We start from the raw sequence: 18631 nt of genomic DNA on the forward strand, positions 1-18631 counted from the left end.
TAGGCAACGTTTAACGTTGCCTTCCGTTAATAACTTAAATTATTCGCCTTTAGCTGCTTTGAAAGCTTCAGCCATAGCGTTGTTTGAAAAACCAACTTCTTCTTTATTGTTTACAGAAGCGATAGCGTCTTTCTCGTCTGCTTCGTCCTTAGCACGAACAGATAAGTTGATAACGCGGTTTTTACGGTCAACGCCAGTATATTTAGCTTCTACAGCTTCGCCAACATTCAGAACCAGAGTTGCATCTTCAATACGGTCACGTGAAGCTTCTGAAGCACGCAGGTAACCTTCAACACCGTCAGCTAATTCTACAGTTGCGCCTTTAGCGTCAACAGCAGTTACTTTACCAGAAACAATAGCACCTTTTTTGTGAGCAGACAGGTAATTATTGAATGGATCTTCTGATAATTGTTTAACGCCCAGTGAGATACGTTCACGTTCAGCATCAACTTGCAGAACTACAGCAGCGATTTCGTCGCCTTTTTTGTATTCACGAACGGCTTCTTCACCTGCAACATTCCAAGAAATGTCAGATAAATGAACCAGACCGTCGATACCGCCGTCTAAACCGATGAAGATACCGAAGTCAGTGATAGACTTGATTTTACCTTCAACACGGTCGTTCTTGTTGTGAGTTTCTGCAAACTGCTGCCATGGGTTAGATTTGCATTGTTTCAGACCCAGTGAAATACGGCGACGTTCTTCATCGATGTCAAGAACCATAACTTCAACAACATCACCAACGTTAACAACTTTAGATGGGTGAATGTTTTTGTTAGTCCAATCCATTTCAGAAACGTGTACCAGACCTTCAACGCCTTCTTCGATTTCTACGAAGCAGCCGTAATCAGTCAGGTTAGTTACACGACCAGTCAGTCTAGTACTTTCTGGATAACGTTTAGCGATAGCTACCCATGGATCTTCGCCCAGTTGTTTCAGACCTAATGATACGCGAGTACGTTCACGGTCGAATTTCAGGACTTTAACAGTGATTTCGTCGCCAACATTGACAATTTCGCTTGGGTGTTTAACACGTTTCCAAGCCATGTCAGTGATGTGCAGTAAGCCGTCAACACCGCCCAGATCAACGAATGCACCGTAGTCAGTAAGGTTCTTAACGATACCTTTAACTTCCATGCCTTCTTGCAGATTTTCTAATAACTGATCGCGTTCTGCGCTGTTTTCAGATTCGATAACCGCACGACGAGACACAACAACGTTATTACGTTTTTGGTCTAATTTGATGACTTTGAACTCAAGCTCTTTGTTTTCCAGATGAGTTGTATCGCGAACTGGGCGAACGTCTACCAGTGAACCTGGTAAGAACGCACGAATGCCATTCAGTTCAACAGTGAAACCACCTTTAACTTTACCGTTGATGATACCAACAACAGTTTCGTTTTCTTCGTAAGCTTTTTCCAGCATCAGCCACGCTTCGTGACGTTTTGCTTTCTCACGAGACAGAACGGTTTCACCGAAGCCATCTTCAACCGCGTCCAGAGCAACATCAATTTCGTCGCCCACTTGGATTTCTAATTCGCCTTGAGCGTTTTTGAATTGTTCTACAGGAATAGCAGATTCTGATTTCAGACCTGCATCAACCAGAACAACGTCTTTATCGATAGCAACTACAACGCCGCGAACGATAGCGCCAGGACGAGTTTCGATTGTTTTTAGGGATTCTTCAAAGAGTTGAGCAAAAGATTCTGTCATGTTAATGATCTTCAAGTAAATTTAATTAACGTCCATTTAGCATCCGGCCGAATGGGGTTGTTTCACATACCTCGTTACATCCTTTGTGACAAGGTCATCGGGCATTATTGTGTTTTCATTAACACGTCAACCCGATTTTGATAATTACCTAGTATAAACGAAATAAAAATTAATTACGCTGATAATTGCAGATTTTTTTTAGCATAAGTCAACGATTTTTCAATGACTTCGTCGATAGACAAACTTGTAGAATCGAGAATTAATGCATCTTTCGCCGCAATAAGTGGCGCAACAGCGCGATTCCGGTCACGGTGATCGCGTTCTTTTATCTCGGATAAAAGGCGTTCAAAGTTAACATTAAAGCCTTTTTCCTGCAACTGTAACGTGCGACGACGTGCTCGTTCTTCTGCACTAGCTTCAAGAAAAATTTTTACTTGAGCATCTGGGAAAACGATTGTTCCCATGTCTCGGCCATCTGCAATTAATCCTGGCGCAGTACGAAACGCACGTTGGCGACGTAATAATGCTTCTCTTACTCGAGGGAAAGTCGCTGTTTGTGATGCTGTATTTCCGACTGTTTCTGTTCGAATTTCATTCGATACATCTTCGCCTTCAAGGATAACATTTAAACCATTTTCAGTAGGAATAAAGCGTACATCTAAATTAGCCGCTAATGGCACTAATGCATCTTCAGAAGTGATATCAACATCGTGGTGTAAAGCGGCTAATGCCAGCACACGATAAATAGCACCCGAATCAAGTAAGTGCCAACCAAACGCTTTCGCTAATGCTTGACATAATGTTCCTTTACCTGCTCCGCTAGGCCCATCAACAGTAATAACAGGGACGATAATCGCCATGAGTTTCTCCTTTATATGGGCACTGCGTTTCTGTGTTTGCCACCTTTACTACATTGATATAATAGGCATATTGCTCAAACAAAGAAAAACAGTATGAATATATTGCGCGCCATTATACGCATACAATGTATAGGAAGAAACAAGCAGATAAACACAAGGGAGATTTATTCAATATTATTTTTTCAAGATCCATTATTTTTTAGAAAAAAATAACTCATTACAAGAAAAAATCGACACTATTATTCCTTATAAAGTTCAATAGTGTCGATTTAACTGATTTAATTTTGACTGTTTTTTTTAGTTCATTTTATATTAATGATTACGCTGTGAAAGTGTTTCTAATTTTTCAAAATAATCAGGAAATGTTTTTGCAGTGCAACCTGGATCTAGGATCGTAATCGGTGTATCCGAAAGTGCCACCAGCGAAAAACACATTGCAATACGATGATCATTATAAGTTTTGATATCAGCGGTGGTTAACTGCTTAGGAGGCGTCACCTTTAAGTAATCATGTCCTTCTTCAACAATGGCCCCCACTTTTCGTAATTCTGCCGCCATTGCTGATAATCTATCGGTTTCTTTTACGCGCCAGTTATAAATATTACGAATAACAGTATCACCTTCAGCAAATAGTGCTGTCGTAGCAATGGTCATTGCGGCGTCAGGTATCGTATTCATATCCATATCAATACCTTTTAATGTGCCGTGTTCACATTCGATATAATCATCACCCCAACGAACTTTCGCACCCATTTTTTCAAGAACAGAAGCAAAATGAATATCGCCTTGTAAGCTATTTCTGCCAATCCCTGTCACGCGAACAGTACCACCTTTAATGGCAGCTGCGGCTAAGAAATAAGATGCTGATGATGCATCGCCTTCTACAAGGTATTTTTCTGGTGATTGATATTGTTGCCCACCTTTTACCACAAAACGTTGATAATCATGATTTTCAATCTTACCACCAAAAGTGTTAATTAATGCTAAGGTAATATCGATATAAGGTTTTGATACTAGCTCACCTTTAATAGTGATAGTGGTGTCTTGCTGAGCTAATGGTGCGGTCATTAATAACGCAGTAAGAAATTGACTAGAAACTCGACCATCTACGGCAACATCCCCTCCCTTAAAACCACCTCGTAGGCGAATAGGTGGATAATCTGTCTGTTCAAGGTAATCAATGTTAGCACCACCTTGACGTAAAGCGTCAACTAAGTGTCCTATTGGACGCTCTTTCATGCGCGGTTCACCCGTTAAAATAATATCATGCTCACCTAAGCTTAATGCCGCTGCTAATGGGCGCATTGCCGTACCAGCATTACCTAAAAAGAGCTCTAGTGGAGAGTGTGATTTAAATTCACCACCTAAACCTTCAATATCACATACCGTATTATTATTTGATAACTGATACTGTATACCCAATGTTTTTAAAGCATTAAGCATATGACGAATATCATCGCTATCTAATAAGTTAGTTAAACGTGTTTTACCTTTAGCTAAGGCGGCTAATAATAATGCGCGGTTAGAAACACTTTTTGATCCGGGTAAATTAATAGTCCCTTCAACATGCGCGATAGGTTGTAACGTCAACGATTCCATAAACAGGTAGAACTCCAATAGATAAGTAAAATAAAACTAGACGTTATTTAATTCATAATTAAATTATTCGGTTTCTATATTTTTATTTATTATTTTCGTACTGAGCTAACTCAATTTTAATTATTAACATCTTTAATGATAAGAAAACCTGCTATTATGGGCAGGTTTTCTTAGCCTAGAATAAACCAATTATGCGTGGCGACGTTCAAAATCAGCCATAAAATCCACTAAGGCTTGAACACCTTCTAATGGCATTGCGTTATAAATTGAAGCACGCATTCCCCCTGATACGCGGTGGCCTTTTAAAGCAACCAGACCTTGTGCTTCAGCTTCTTTTAAGAAAACAGAATCCAGTTCAGGAGACGACATTTGGAAAGGTACGTTCATTAGTGAACGGTTTTCTGTCGCAATGCGATTAATATAAAAATCGCTATTATCAATGGCACTATAAAGAAGCGTCGCTTTTTCATAGTTACGTTTTGCCATTTCTTGTAACCCACCTTGCTCTTTCAGCCATTTAAAGACCATGCCGGATAAATACCAAGCAAAGGTTGGTGGAGTATTAAACATAGAGTCATTTTCAGCAAGCACCGTATAATCAAACACAGACGGTGTTTCTTTGTGCGCGTTGCCCAATAAATCTTCACGAATAATAACAATGGTTAAACCCGCTGGGCCGATATTTTTTTGTGCCCCCGCATAGATCACACCAAAACGGCTAACATCAAGTGGTTGCGATAAGATAGAAGATGAATAGTCCGCAATCACAATTTTTTTATCATCAAAATCGGGCTCTTCATGAATAGCAATTCCGTCAATAGTTTCATTTGGGCAATAATGTACATAAGCAGCATCATCACTTAATTTCCACTCTTTCATTGGCTTAACACCAATTTTGCCATCAATTTCTGTTTTAATTTTAATGATATTTGGCGAGCAATATTTAGCAGCTTCTTCGGCAGCACTCTGTGCCCAATAACCACCATCAATGTAGTCTGCAGTTGCTTTTTCACCTAATAAATTAAGCGGCAAAGCAGCAAAATGACCACGAGCACCACCATGACAAAAAAGAATTTTGTAGTTTTCTGGCACATTGAGTAGATCACGAAGATCTTGCTCTGCCTGATGAGCAACATCTAGAAACTCTTTACTGCGGTGGCTAATTTCCATCACCGAGCGCCCAAGTTCATGCCAGTTGCATAATTCTAATTCTGCACGACGGAGAACTTCTACCGGTAACATAGCCGGACCTGCACTAAAGTTATATATCTGACTCATTCAAATTCACCCTATCTGAATATGTTTTTACAAAATGACCTTTATCGGTTGTATCATTCCCGTTAAATTGGCGCAATGATTATTGTGAAGTAACGCATAATACGCAGTGCGTAAGAATAACGGTTAGGAGTGTTTTATGTCGGGGAGTCTAAATAAAAAAGAAGAAGCGAGCTGGGGAATGCTTCTTCATGGAAAAAATAGTCTAAAATCTCTCGCGTTAGCAGGAGGTGTCGCATTACATGCGATTAATGTCTATATCACGATAACAACACTGCCTTCAATTGTACGCGATATTGGCGGCCTCAATTTATATGCATGGAATACAACCGTTTTTATTTTAGCGTCTATTCTCTCTTCAGCACTTACTTCGCGCTTACTCAGTGTATTTGCGCCTCGTAATAGTTACCTTTTTGCTACCATTTGTTTTTTAGCCGGTTCAATTATCTGCGCAACCGCACCATCAATGTATATATTACTGTTAGGGCGGTTTATACAAGGAGCTGGGGGCGGTATGCTATTAGCCCTTGCCTATTCATTAGTCAGAGTGATGTTTCCACAACCCCTTTGGTCTAGAGCCATGGCATTAATGTCAAGTATGTGGGGAATATCAACATTATTAGGCCCTGCATTAGGTGGGATATTTGCAGAGTATGATATTTGGCGGGGCGCATTTTGGTCTATCTTATTCGTTGGCATTCCCTATGCTATTTTATTATTTACTATTCTTCCTACAGAAAATAATGCTGATAATATCGTTGCAAAATCCCCTTTACCTTATCAGCAACTTATTTTATTAATGCTTGCTGTATTATCTATTTCAATCGGCAGTCTTTATAACATCACGTTATATCACGTATTATCATTTTTATTTGCCATTCTCTTTATCTTACTTTTAATACACATTGATAAAAAATCTAATGATGGTTTATTTCCTAAAGGCACATTTTCTTTTTCTGCACCTTTAGCACCAATATACCTCACAATGGCATTATTAGGGATCAGTGTACAAACAGAAGTCTTTGTGCCCTATTTCTTGCAAATTATCCATAATATTACCCCACTACTTTCCGGTTATTTAGCTGCATTGGTTGGTGCGGGTTGGTCTTTCTCTGCCATTATTTCTTCATCAAGTAAGCAACATACTGCTCAACACTTAATGCGTTTTGGTCCTATGATTAACTTTTCTGCGATAGTTATTCTCGGTTTATTTATATCCAAGAGCATCACATTACCTTATGGGCAAATGATCATTATTTGTGTGGCGCTATTTTTTACGGGTGCAGGCATTGGTATGGCATGGCCTCATTATTTAACTCGTGTTTTACATGTTTCTCAGGGCCAAGATGCCCAAAAAGCAGCGACATCAATTACGACTATCCAATTATTTTCAACCGCCGTTGGTGCCTCAATATCAGGTACTGTGGTTAATATGGCAGGGTTAACTGAACCAGGCGGAATTATAGGTGCTCAAAATGCGGCACATTGGTTATTTATTGTTTTTGCAATCACGCCTCTATTTGCTTTTTTCACAGCTAATATTGTTGTTGTTCGTTATAAAAAATCAAATTTATAGATTTATATTTATTAACGCAAAGACTATTAAAAAATAGTCTTTGCGTTATTTATAAATAAAGACCCTTTTTATTTTATCATCTTTATTCCTTTCATTATTATCTATAAATTAAACTTAGATTTAAATAAGAAAGGAAAACTATATGAATTTAAAAACTGCAATAATAATGGGTTTAATATCTGCATCATCAATATGTCAGGCAGATAATCAAGAACATTATGCTATTAATAAAGAATATGCTGAATATGAAGATGGTACTGAAATTCTTATCAACAAAGATTCTCTAACTACAGTTAAAGCGAGCCTAAATAATGATGAAGTCGCTGAAATTTTCATCTCACCTAAAGATGAAAACCATATTTCACACAATAAATATGACCGTTTCCGTGTTGATGATGGCGGTATTATTTTAAATAACACCCAGGTAAAAGCTGACTATATTATTAATGAAGTGATTAACAATGGTCCAACCTCTTTAATAGAGGGTAATATTGGCATCAAGGGACAAGCAGCTCACGTTATTATTGCTAACCCTAATGGTATTACTTGTGATAATTGTAGCTTTTCAAACACATTATCTGAAACACTTGTTAGTGGAAGTGTTCAGAGGCTTAACAATACCGTTGCTATTTATAATGCCACAGAATTACCCGATATATCATCCTCAGATCACTCTAAATTTATCCCTAACCGTGGGAAAATAAACATTATAAATTCAAAAAGCATCGACAATAACACCATATATAATCAATTAAATATTATTAGCCATGGAATAACAATTAATAATAAAATATCCTCATCTAACAATATTAATTTCTTTAATAATTACAATGTGATACATAATTTAGATAGCACAATGAATTTATATTACCCTATGGCTAAGTTTAATTCCCCATCAGTCTTAAATCCGCTCAGTCGCGCTAATCGACCTGTAAAAAACTTACCAAAACGCCCCAACAACAACTATTTGATAATTGGTAATAAAGAGACTACTAATGCTATCCCATCAAACTTAAGTGGTAGCATATACAGTGACAATGAAATTACTATTTATGCAAATCAGTCTCAAGTGAAAAATCATGGTTATCTAAATAGTAGAATAACAAATTTATCACTTTATAATCGAAGTAAACTTGAAAATCACAACTCTATTTTTACGGAAAATTTAATTTTAAACAAAGAGCGCACATCCACAATAATCAACATGGAGTCAGGCTATATTTTTCATTACTTACCTCATATATATAACTCAACGTCTTCAATGGAAGAAATAAATGATAATGAAATAAATAATAATGAAAAAAACAGAGTCATTACATCATTAAATCATCACTCTTTTAATAATAGAGGTGTTTTCCAATTCTTAACCTTAAAACATACTCATTAATTTTGTATTGATAATGAACGGAGAATGAAGCCTTGTAACAAGGCTTCATTCTTATTCAAACTACTTTGAATTAATATTTTTCGAAATTCTCTTGGATCTTGGCAGGCTCTTGTGTTTGTGTTAATGACAATTGTAATAATACTCTTGCTTTTTGTGGATTTAATCGTTCAGATGCCACAAAACCGTATTTTACATCATCCACTTCACCATTTTGTGTTGTAAAACCTACAGGCACACGACTTGCGCGAACAACAACGACACCTTTTTTAGCACCGTCTGCTAAAGTATTAAAAATATCAGTATATAAATTACCGTTACCTACACCCGCACTCACAATACCTTTATAGTCATTATCAATAAAAGCTTTGGCAGGTAAATCAGAGGCATTTGAGTAGTTATAGACAATGCCTACTTTAGGTAATTCAGTCAGTTTACTCACATCAAAGACGGGCTTATCGGCACGAGGCAATGCAGCCGTATAAAAATGAACTTTACCGTTATGTACATAACCTTGAGCACCCGCATTAACTGGTTGGAAGGCTTGTACTTCCGTCGTGTTCATTTTCACGACATCTTTACCACTGATAACGGCATTATTCATGGTGACTAACACACCACGATTTTCAGACGCTTTATCACTGGCAATCACAACTGCGTTAAAAAGATTTAAAGGACCTTCAGCGCCTAATGCAGTTGCAGGACGCATTGCACCCACCATAACAACTGGTTTCTTACATGCTGTGGTTAAATCAAGAAAGTAGGCTGTTTCTTCCATGGTATCGGTACCATGAGTGATCACAAAGCCGTCTGTTTTATCGCAATCGGCATTAATTTTATCAGCCAGCTTGAGCCATACTTGGTCATTCATATCTTGAGAACCAATATTAACGACTTGCTCACCGTTTAAATTAGCGATTTTTTTAGCCTCGGGGACGGCATTAATCAACGTATCAATACCTAATTTACCTGCGGTATAGCTTGATGTTGTTGCTGAATCACCGCCCCCCGCAATTGTACCACCGGTTGCCAAAATAGTGACATTAGGTAAGGCAAAAACAGAACCACTAGCTACAGCTAATAGGCTGGCAAGCAATGTTTTTTTCATCATCGAACTGATCCCTTATGAGTTTATAAATAAATCCAATTATGATGATTTAAAATTATTAATTCCGTGATAAATCGAACGTATTTATTAAAAAAACTCATATATCAAATAAATTATTAATTATGAATATGGTTAGTCTTTGGTAAATGAGAGAAATTATTAGTGCATTACAGGGGATTTCAGTATCATGTGCCCCTAACTATCACCAGCAAAATATTGATGAAACCTGCCATGTCACAAACATTTATTCCTGGCAAAGATGCCGCACTGGAAGATTCTATCGCTAGCTTTCAAAAAAAATTAACCGACTTAGGCTTTAACATTGAAGAAGCGTCTTGGTTAAACCCTGTTCCTAATGTCTGGTCTGTTCATATTCGTGATAAAGATTGCCCTTTATGTTTTACCAACGGTAAAGGTGCCAGTAAAAAAGCAGCATTAGCTTCTGCATTAGGCGAATATTTTGAACGTCTTTCAACCAATTATTTCTTCTCTGATTTCTGGCTAGGTGCTGATATTGCAGAAGGTGAATTTGTTCACTATCCAAGTGAAAAATGGTTCCCACTAACAGAAGATGATTCTGTTCCTGCTGGCTTATTAGATACACGTTTACGTGAATTTTATGATCCTGAAGGTGAGTTATGTGGTAGTGAGTTAGTTGATTTACAATCAAGTAATCATGATCGCGGAATTTGCGCCCTACCATTTATACGTCAGTCTGATGAAAAGCCTGTTTATATTCCTGTCAACATTATTGCTAACTTATATGCATCTAATGGTATGTCAGCAGGGAATACAAAGAATGAAGCTCGCGTTCAGGGACTTTCTGAGGTTTTCGAACGCTATGTAAAAAATCGCATTATCACTGAAAGAATTAGCTTACCTGAAATTCCTAAAGAAGTTTTAGCGCGCTACCCTGCTGTTATTGAAGCGATTAACACCTTAGAGCAAGAAGGTTTCCCAATCTTTAGCTTTGATGCGTCTTTAGGTGGGAAATTCCCTGTTATTTGTGTGGTGTTATTTAACCCACAAAATGGTACTTGTTTTGCCTCTTTTGGTGCTCACCCTGATTTTGGTGTAGCGTTAGAGCGTACCGTCACTGAGTTATTACAAGGCCGTAGCCTTAAAGATCTGGATGTTTTCAATCCACCAAGCTTTGATGATGAAGAAGTGGGTGATCACACCAATCTTGAAACACACTTTATTGATTCAAGCGGCTTAATAAGTTGGGATCTGTTTAAAAAAGATGCCGATTATACTTTTGCTGATTGGAATTTCAGTGGCACCACTGAAGAAGAGTTCCACACCTTAATGACGCTGTGCCAACAGTGTGATGCTGAAGTCTATATTATGGATTACTCACACTTAGGCGTTTACGCTTGCCGTATTTTAGTGCCTGGTTTATCTGATATTTACCCTGCAGAAGATCTACAATTAGCCAATAACATTATGGGTGTACATTGGCGTGACACTATTCTTTCTTTACCAACAAGCCAAGGTACTAACGAAGAATACCTTTCTCTTATTGGTCAATTCGATGAAGATGGTTTAGACGACTTTACACGAATTAGAGAAATGATTGGTATTGCACCAGGCAAAGATAATGGTTGGAGTCATTTACGTGTAGGTGAATTAAAATCGATGCTTGCACTTGCAGGGGGTGATCTTGACCAAGCCCTCGTTTGGGTTGAGTGGACTCAAGATTTCAACGCTTCTTTGTTTACTCCAGAGCGTCAAAACTATTATCGCTGTTTACATAATCTCTTATTATTAAAACAAGAGACTGAGCGTAAACCCGAGCAATATATGCATGCATTCTCTCGTATGTATGGTGAAAAGACACTACAAGCCGCACTAAATGCGATGCAAGGTAAGCAAGCATTTTATGGTTTACAACCTATTGATGCAGATTTAATCAATCTACCTGTACATCAATCATTACTTGCCGCTTATGAGAAATTACAAAAAGCAAAACGCCAATTGAGCAAATAAACCTATTTTATTTAAGGTAATTTATTAAATAATCACTAAATTTAACTGAATAATAAGCACATATTTAAAGTGAAACACTCTATTGAAAAGTAGAGTGTTTTATTTTGCTGAAAATAAATTTTTGACAAATTTGTCAACATGGCAAATCTGTCATCCGACAAAAGTGTCAAAATATGGCAAAAGTGACGATTTGAGGTGTTTAATATGACACTATAAATACATATTGAATTTTTTCACTAAGAATAACGCTTAAAATTAGTTTAAATTGCTATTTGTTTAACTAGGTCTCAAAAATTTAAAAACCTTATTTTTATAATGGATATATGTCTGGGGTAATCAATAGAGATTAACCATAAATAAAGTAATGTTTATATTTATAGCAAAAGTAAATAAGGCGTTAAATTTTATTTTTATTATTAACATACGGGGTTTAAATAATACTTTATATTTACTTTTTACTTTATTCATCCAGCTAGTCTAAAATTTTTTGATAATTTTTAAAAAATTTTTTTACTTAATTAATCAAATAGTTATAGTCGAAATAGCGGGTTTTTACGCACTAAAAATGAGATCTCAATAAGCGACTATGATCCATATCAATTTTAGAAGTAAGCCCCTTTGCTACTATTATTGCGTACTATAATTATTCCAACATATAAGAGAGTGTTAGTATGAAAGCTGACAGCCCTTTTAATTTATTATCCCCTGCTGATATGGCAAAAGTTGCCGATGATGCAGGTTGTTATAAAGCAAATAAACAGATCTCAACGACTTACTTATCTGCATTTACTGCGGGAATGTTTATATCAATTGCTTTTGTTTTTTATATTACTGCTACTACAGGCACCGCATCTGTTCCATTTGGGCTGGCAAAATTAGTCGGCGGGATCTGCTTCTCTCTGGGGTTAATGCTCGTGGTCGTTTGTGGCGCGGATTTATTCACCTCAACTGTTCTTACTATTATTCCTAAAGCAACCGGACGTATATCTTGGGGCAAAATGCTTGCGAACTGGATAAATGTCTATCTGGGTAACTTTGTTGGCGCACTCTTTTTTGTCGCCTTAATGTGGTTCGCAGGTCAGCATATGGCAGCGAATGGGCTTTGGGGGCTAAATGTTTTACAAACCGCACAACATAAAGTTGAACACACCTTTATAGAAGCTGTTTGTTTAGGTATTTTAGCTAACTTGATGGTTTGTCTTGCAGTCTGGATGAGTTATGCAGGCCGTACACTTATTGATAAGCTTTTTGCACTAATTTTACCTATCGGCATGTTCGTTGCTAGCGGTTTTGAGCACAGTATCGCTAACATGTTTCTTATTCCTTTAGGTATTGTTATTAAGAATTTTGCACCTGCAGAATTCTGGACTAAAGTAGGTGCATCACCCGAACAATTTTCAGATTTAACGATATCAAATTTCCTCGTTGATAATTTAGTACCCGTCACTATCGGTAACATTATTGGCGGAGCAGTCCTAGTCGGTCTGGTATACTGGTTAATGTATCTGCGCGGTGACAAGCATTAATCCGTGCAGGTATGACTGATTTCTTAAGTTCCATTGTAAAAAGGTAGAAGTATCATGTCTGATTTAAATGAAAAATTTGCTGAAGCATGGAAAGGTTTTTCTGAAGGTGAATGGCAGAACGGTGTTAACGTTCGTGACTTTATTCAAAAAAACTATACTCCATATGAAGGCGACGAATCTTTCCTAGCAGGTTCCACTAAAGCAACTGATACACTTTGGGAACAAGTTATGGAAGGCATCAAAATCGAAAACCGCACGCATGCGCCGGTTGATTTTGATACTTCTGTTGCTTCAACTATCACATCTCACGATGCGGGTTACATTACTAAAGATTTAGAACAAGTCGTAGGTTTACAGACTGATGCACCTCTGAAACGTGCGATCATCCCATTCGGTGGTATCCGTATGGTTGAAAGTTCTTGCCAAGCTTATGATCGTGAGCTGGACCCAGAACTGAAAAAAATCTTTACTGATTACCGTAAAACTCACAACCAAGGCGTTTTCGATGTTTATACTCCAGACATCATGAAATGCCGTAAATCTGGTATCTTAACAGGCTTACCAGATGCTTATGGTCGTGGACGTATCATCGGTGACTACCGTCGTGTTGCACTGTACGGTATCGACTTCCTGCGTAAAGACAAATTCGCTCAATTCACTTCTTTACAAGAAAGAATGGAAAAAGGCGAAGATCTGGAAATGACTATCCAACTGCGTGAAGAAATCGCAGAGCAGCACGCTGCTTTAGGTCAAATCCAAGAAATGGCTGCGAAATACGGTTATGATATTTCTCGTCCTGCTCAAAATGCAAAAGAAGCTGTACAATGGACTTATTTCGGTTACTTAGCTGCTGTTAAATCTCAAAACGGCGCGGCAATGTCATTTGGTCGTGTATCTACTTTCTTAGATATCTATATCCAACGTGATATTGATGCTGGCCTTCTGAATGAAGAACAAGCTCAAGAGTTAATTGACCATTTAGTCATGAAATTACGTATGGTTCGTTTCTTACGTACTCCTGAATATGATGAGCTGTTCTCTGGTGACCCAATCTGGGCAACAGAATCTTTAGCAGGTATGGGCTTAGATGGCCGTACTATGGTAACTAAGAATACATTCCGTTTCTTAAATACCCTGTACACAATGGGTCCGTCACCAGAACCAAACATGACCATCCTGTGGTCAGAACAACTGCCTATCAACTTCAAAAAATACGCAGCAAAAGTCTCCATCGATACTTCATCAATTCAGTACGAAAATGATGACTTAATGCGTCCTGACTTCGACAGCGATGACTATGCAATCGCATGTTGTGTTAGCCCAATGGTTGTTGGTAAACAAATGCAGTTCTTTGGCGCTCGTGCAAACTTAGCCAAAACTTTACTGTATACCATCAATGGTGGTGTTGATGAAAAACTGAAAATCCAAGTAGGTCCAAAACATGCGCCAATCATGGACGAAGTATTAAACTTCGATACTGTGATGAACCAAATGGACCACTTTATGGATTGGTTAGCAACTCAGTATGTAACTGCACTGAACGTTATCCACTATATGCACGATAAATACAGCTATGAAGCCGCGTTGATGGCACTTCATGACCGTGACGTATATCGTACAATGGCATGTGGTATCGCAGGTCTGTCTGTTGCAGCTGACTCACTGGCTGCTATCAAATATGCGAAAGTTTCGCCTATCCGTGATGAAAACGGCTTAGCAATTGATTTCAAAATCGAAGGCGAATACCCACAATTTGGTAACAACGATTCTCGTGTAGATGATATCGCTTGTGACTTAGTTGAACGTTTCATGAAGAAAATTCAGAAAATGCGTACATACCGTAATGCGGTACCTACACAGTCTATTCTGACTATTACTTCAAACGTTGTTTACGGTAAGAAAACAGGTAATACCCCAGATGGTCGTCGTGCTGGTGCGCCATTCGGACCAGGTGCTAACCCAATGCACGGTCGTGACCAAAAAGGTGCAGTTGCTTCACTGACTTCAGTTGCTAAACTGCCATTTGCTTATGCAAAAGACGGTATTTCGTACACCTTCTCAATCGTACCTAATGCGTTAGGTAAAGATGATGATGTTCGTAAAGCGAACCTTGCAGGCCTGATGGATGGTTACTTCCACCATGAAGCAGGTATTGAAGGTGGTCAGCATCTGAACGTTAACGTGATGAACCGTGAAATGCTGTTAGAAGCAATGGAAGATCCTGAAAAATATCCTCAGTTAACTATCCGTGTTTCTGGTTATGCAGTTCGCTTTAACTCACTGACTAAAGAGCAACAGCAAGACGTTATCACCCGTACATTTACAAAAACAATGTAATTTGATAACTAATGCATTTATTTACTGAGAAAGTAGATAAAATCGCTTAGAATAAAGGCCCCTACTTTGGGGCCTTTTTATCTAGACAGTTTTGGAGTAACCCTGTTATGTCCGTACTTGGTCGTATCCACTCATTTGAATCCTGCGGTACTGTTGATGGTCCCGGAATACGTTTCATTGTTTTCTTTCAGGGATGCCTAATGAGATGCCTCTATTGTCACAACCGTGACACATGGGATACTCATGGTGGGCAAATCGTCACAGTTGATGAACTAATGAAAGAGGCGGTTACCTATCGTCATTTTATGAATGCTTCTGGTGGCGGCGTTACTGCTTCTGGCGGTGAAGCGATTTTGCAAGCAGAGTTTGTGCGCGATTGGTTCCGCGCATGTCAAAAAGAAAATATCCATACTTGCTTAGATACTAACGGCTTTGTTCGTCGTTATGATCCTGTGATTGATGAATTAATCGATGCCACTGACCTGGTTATGCTCGATTTAAAACAAATTAATGATGAAATTCATCAAAAATTAGTGGGTGTATCAAACCAACGCACACTTGAATTCGCGCGTTATTTAGCCAAACGAGGCCAAAAAACATGGATTCGTTATGTAGTTGTACCCGGCTGGTCTGATGATGATGATTCAACTCATCGTTTAGGCGAATTTATTAAAGATATGAAGAACATCGAAAAAGTAGAGCTTCTTCCTTACCACGAACTCGGCAAACATAAATGGGTCGCGTTAGGCGAAGAATATAAACTTGATGGTATTCATCCACCGTCAAAAGAGACGATGGAAAATGTAAAATCCATCCTTGAGTCTTATGGCCATAAAGTCATATATTAAGTTTTTCACTTAAGATTTATTTAAGAAGCAGCGTTTTTAAGCGCTGTTTTTTTGTCTGTAAAGATAAAATAAGGTTAATATTAGAGAGACTTGTTCTATTATCTTCTCCCTTTTATTTTCATCCGTTTTAAACGTTTTACCCGATGAATCATATATTCTTTATTAAATAAATTGTAGTCATCCTACTTATTTTATTTATTATCAAAATAAACCAAATGACACCTAACTGGTAAAAATAACTTTATAAGAATTTCCTTAACCTATATTAAGTTTAATATTGTTGATCAATAACAAAACAAAAAGATACTATAGAAGACTTATATTTATAAACAAAATTATTGGGATTAAGGTACAGGAAATGGAACAAGACAATAATTCATCGCAAACAGAGCCACAAGAGGTCTTTACGCCACTCCCTCAGGCTCGAGGTGCCTCCGGCGGAGTACGCTGGTTAGGGCTGGGATGGGATTTAATAAAAGAACGTTTTTGGATGTGGATAGGTGTTATTATTATCTACTTTATTGTGAGCCTTATAATATCAACCATTGCTGGATTTATTCCACTTATTGGTCCAATCATCTCACCTTTTATTACGACGGTATTAGCCGCAGGTGTCGTGGCGATTGCTCATCAGCAGTATGAAACTCAACGAATGGATGTTGATAACCTGTTCACTGGTTTTTATAACAAACGTTACCTTAGCTTGATGGGTGCATATGGTATCAGTTTTCTAATTTTACTTGTGGGCATTATTCTCGCATTTATCGTCAGTAGTGCTGCCATGATGGATATTTTTTATGCTATCAATAGCGATTATCCCGAAGAGATCATTGCTGAAATGATGGTGGATAACTCATCTGGGTTTACATTATTTTTTGTTATTATCGCTATTTTTGGTGCATTGAGTACCGCAGCCTATTGGTTTGTTCCTGCACTTGTATTAGTTAATGGCTATACTGCTTTCTCGGCGGTTAAAGCGAGCCTTGCCGCAGTAAAAATAAACTTAGTAGGTGGTTTTTTCTTCTTTATTTTACTGTTCTTTATTATGGCAATTAGTATTATTCCATTTGGTTTGGGCCTATTAATTACTATTCCACTTTCTTACACTGCAATGTATGCTTCTTATCGTGATATTTTTTATCACCATAATGCAGGAAATAATGGTGGAAATGGTACAATTTCTCTCAATAAAACGGCTGAATCCAATATTGGTAAATTAGTCAGCTAATAGAAAAGTTATCTCGCTTAAATAAAAAAACAGTAGACCTCACAGCCTACTGTTTTTTATTATCCAAAATAAATCTTATTAATGTAATTAACCTGCAAATGGATTTTTATTATCATACGATTTATTATAAAGTGCATCAGACATCAAATAGTTATAAATTTCATCAACAATTTCAATACCTTCTTTTTCACTTCTTTGCTCTTCTATTTGGCTATTCTCACCAGGATAAAGAACGTTCTTTACATGAGGAGCTGGCTTAATGGCATTTAACTCCCCCATAACCTGTGAGATATGTTCTCTAAATAATGTTGCATCAGTAAAAAATGCAGGATTAATGACAATATGTAATTGACCTAATTCTCGCCCTTGCGTTAAATCGTGGTACATCGAGCTAACATGTTTGCCAAAAGGAAGCCCAAGCAAAATACCTGACAACACATCAACCATCATCATCAAGCCATAACCTTTAGGGCCAGCAATAGGTAATAAGCCTTTTACCGCAAAGGGATCCGTCGTAGGCTTACCACTTTCATCTACCGCCCAAGTATCAGGAATTTCTGCATGACGAGAGCGTGCATCTAGGACTTTTCCCCACGCTTGTACTGTTGTCGCCATATCAAATGTAATATGTTTATCACCGATACCCGGTGCTGAAAATGCGATAGGATTAGTACCATAATAGACTTCTGAGCCACCAAAAGGCACAACCATAGGATCTGATTGGCACAGTGAAATACCTATCATGCCTGCTTGTGATGCTTGTTCAACAAAATAAGAGAGTGCACCACTGTGGCCTATTCGTCTTACACCAACAACGGCAACACCTTTCTCTTGTGCCATGTTGATAGCACGTTTCATTGCATCTTTCGCAGCAACATGCCCAGCACCATTATCACCATCAAATACGGCGCTACAGGGCCCAGTTTCAGTATAAGTAAAGTTAGGTGCCGTATTAGTACCACCTTTACTTATACGCTCAGCATAATACTCAACTCGCACAGCGCCATGAGAGTGAATACCTTTAGCATCAGCATGGGCTAAGACATCAGCCACCGTATCTGCATGCGCTTCATTTAGCCCTGCATGATGTAATTTATTTTTTATTAATTGATGTAACTGTTGTTTAGAAACTATCATAGAATATGCTCTTTTGTAGGGTTCTAATTTAATAGAAACGTCATAAAATAA

At 37.9% G+C, this 18631-nt stretch carries 13 protein-coding genes; 7 read left to right on the forward strand and 6 right to left on the reverse strand.

Features of this window, described 5'->3' with window-relative positions; translation table 11 throughout:
- Window positions 1-39: 39 nt before the first annotated feature.
- The 4 genes from rpsA to serC form a co-directional block, all read right to left on the reverse strand.
- A complete protein-coding gene (rpsA, locus tag INT39_RS04130) occupies window positions 40-1713 on the reverse strand; it encodes a 30S ribosomal protein S1 (RefSeq protein ID WP_193014581.1) in 1674 nt (557 codons plus the stop codon).
- 173 nt (window positions 1714-1886) lie between these two features.
- The gene (gene cmk / locus INT39_RS04135; protein ID WP_193014197.1) at window positions 1887-2573 is read right to left on the reverse strand and encodes a (d)CMP kinase; all 687 of its coding nucleotides are present in this window, start codon (window positions 2571-2573) and stop codon (window positions 1887-1889) included.
- Between the two features lie 312 nt (window positions 2574-2885).
- A complete protein-coding gene (gene aroA, locus INT39_RS04140; protein WP_193014196.1) occupies window positions 2886-4172 on the reverse strand; it encodes a 3-phosphoshikimate 1-carboxyvinyltransferase in 1287 nt (428 codons plus the stop codon).
- 189 nt (window positions 4173-4361) lie between these two features.
- Window positions 4362-5450 carry a 3-phosphoserine/phosphohydroxythreonine transaminase gene (gene serC / locus INT39_RS04145; protein WP_193014195.1) on the reverse strand — a complete coding sequence of 363 codons (1089 nt, stop codon included), beginning with the start codon at window positions 5448-5450 and terminating at the stop codon, window positions 4362-4364.
- Between the two features lie 136 nt (window positions 5451-5586).
- On the opposite strand from serC, the gene INT39_RS04150 reads away from it, so the two are divergent.
- Window positions 5587-7023: an MFS transporter gene (locus INT39_RS04150; RefSeq protein WP_193014194.1), complete on the forward strand. Its 1437-nt coding sequence runs from the start codon at window positions 5587-5589 to the stop codon at window positions 7021-7023.
- Window positions 7024-7165: 142 nt separating this feature from the next.
- Window positions 7166-8410, forward strand: a complete 1245-nt coding sequence (locus tag INT39_RS04155; protein WP_193014193.1) for a filamentous hemagglutinin N-terminal domain-containing protein — start codon at window positions 7166-7168, stop codon at window positions 8408-8410.
- 70 nt (window positions 8411-8480) lie between these two features.
- On the opposite strand, the gene ansB is transcribed toward INT39_RS04155, so the two are convergent.
- The gene (gene ansB / locus INT39_RS04160) at window positions 8481-9518 is read right to left on the reverse strand and encodes an L-asparaginase 2 (RefSeq protein WP_193014192.1); all 1038 of its coding nucleotides are present in this window, start codon (window positions 9516-9518) and stop codon (window positions 8481-8483) included.
- A 216-nt stretch (window positions 9519-9734) separates the two neighbouring features.
- On the opposite strand from ansB, the gene ycaO reads away from it, so the two are divergent.
- The 5 genes from ycaO to INT39_RS04185 all read left to right on the forward strand — a co-directional run bounded on the left by ycaO (window position 9735) and on the right by INT39_RS04185 (window position 17443).
- Window positions 9735-11504, forward strand: coding sequence for a 30S ribosomal protein S12 methylthiotransferase accessory factor YcaO (gene ycaO, locus INT39_RS04165; protein WP_226944493.1), 1770 nt, complete (start codon window positions 9735-9737; stop codon window positions 11502-11504).
- A 671-nt stretch (window positions 11505-12175) separates the two neighbouring features.
- The gene (gene focA, locus INT39_RS04170; protein WP_193014190.1) at window positions 12176-13030 is read left to right on the forward strand and encodes a formate transporter FocA; all 855 of its coding nucleotides are present in this window, start codon (window positions 12176-12178) and stop codon (window positions 13028-13030) included.
- 54 nt (window positions 13031-13084) lie between these two features.
- Window positions 13085-15367 carry a formate C-acetyltransferase gene (gene pflB, locus INT39_RS04175; RefSeq protein WP_193014189.1) on the forward strand — a complete coding sequence of 761 codons (2283 nt, stop codon included), beginning with the start codon at window positions 13085-13087 and terminating at the stop codon, window positions 15365-15367.
- Window positions 15368-15474: 107 nt separating this feature from the next.
- A complete protein-coding gene (pflA, locus tag INT39_RS04180) occupies window positions 15475-16215 on the forward strand; it encodes a pyruvate formate lyase 1-activating protein (protein ID WP_193014188.1) in 741 nt (246 codons plus the stop codon).
- Window positions 16216-16573: 358 nt separating this feature from the next.
- The gene (locus tag INT39_RS04185; protein WP_193014187.1) at window positions 16574-17443 is read left to right on the forward strand and encodes a BPSS1780 family membrane protein; all 870 of its coding nucleotides are present in this window, start codon (window positions 16574-16576) and stop codon (window positions 17441-17443) included.
- 87 nt (window positions 17444-17530) lie between these two features.
- Here INT39_RS04185 and allD read toward each other — a convergent pair whose 3' ends face one another.
- Complete coding sequence (gene allD, locus INT39_RS04190; RefSeq protein WP_193014186.1) at window positions 17531-18580, reverse strand: ureidoglycolate dehydrogenase; 1050 nt, start codon at window positions 18578-18580, stop codon at window positions 17531-17533.
- Between the last annotated feature and the right edge of the window lie 51 nt (window positions 18581-18631).

Source organism: Pseudomonas sp. FME51, from assembly GCF_014897305.1.

Bases quoted from the DNA above. Each gene is read 5' to 3' on its own strand.
- rpsA (WP_193014581.1), bottom strand. From the start codon at position 1,713: ATGACAGAATCTTTTGCTCAACTCTTTGAAGAATCCCTAAAAACAATC.
- cmk (WP_193014197.1), bottom strand. From the start codon at position 2,573: ATGGCGATTATCGTCCCTGTTATTACTGTTGATGGGCCTAGCGGAGCA.
- aroA (WP_193014196.1), bottom strand. From the start codon at position 4,172: ATGGAATCGTTGACGTTACAACCTATCGCGCATGTTGAAGGGACTATT.
- serC (WP_193014195.1), bottom strand. From the start codon at position 5,450: ATGAGTCAGATATATAACTTTAGTGCAGGTCCGGCTATGTTACCGGTA.
- INT39_RS04150 (WP_193014194.1), top strand. From the start codon at position 5,587: ATGTCGGGGAGTCTAAATAAAAAAGAAGAAGCGAGCTGGGGAATGCTT.
- INT39_RS04155 (WP_193014193.1), top strand. From the start codon at position 7,166: ATGAATTTAAAAACTGCAATAATAATGGGTTTAATATCTGCATCATCA.
- ansB (WP_193014192.1), bottom strand. From the start codon at position 9,518: ATGATGAAAAAAACATTGCTTGCCAGCCTATTAGCTGTAGCTAGTGGT.
- ycaO (WP_226944493.1), top strand. From the start codon at position 9,735: ATGAAACCTGCCATGTCACAAACATTTATTCCTGGCAAAGATGCCGCA.
- focA (WP_193014190.1), top strand. From the start codon at position 12,176: ATGAAAGCTGACAGCCCTTTTAATTTATTATCCCCTGCTGATATGGCA.
- pflB (WP_193014189.1), top strand. From the start codon at position 13,085: ATGTCTGATTTAAATGAAAAATTTGCTGAAGCATGGAAAGGTTTTTCT.
- pflA (WP_193014188.1), top strand. From the start codon at position 15,475: ATGTCCGTACTTGGTCGTATCCACTCATTTGAATCCTGCGGTACTGTT.
- INT39_RS04185 (WP_193014187.1), top strand. From the start codon at position 16,574: ATGGAACAAGACAATAATTCATCGCAAACAGAGCCACAAGAGGTCTTT.
- allD (WP_193014186.1), bottom strand. From the start codon at position 18,580: ATGATAGTTTCTAAACAACAGTTACATCAATTAATAAAAAATAAATTA.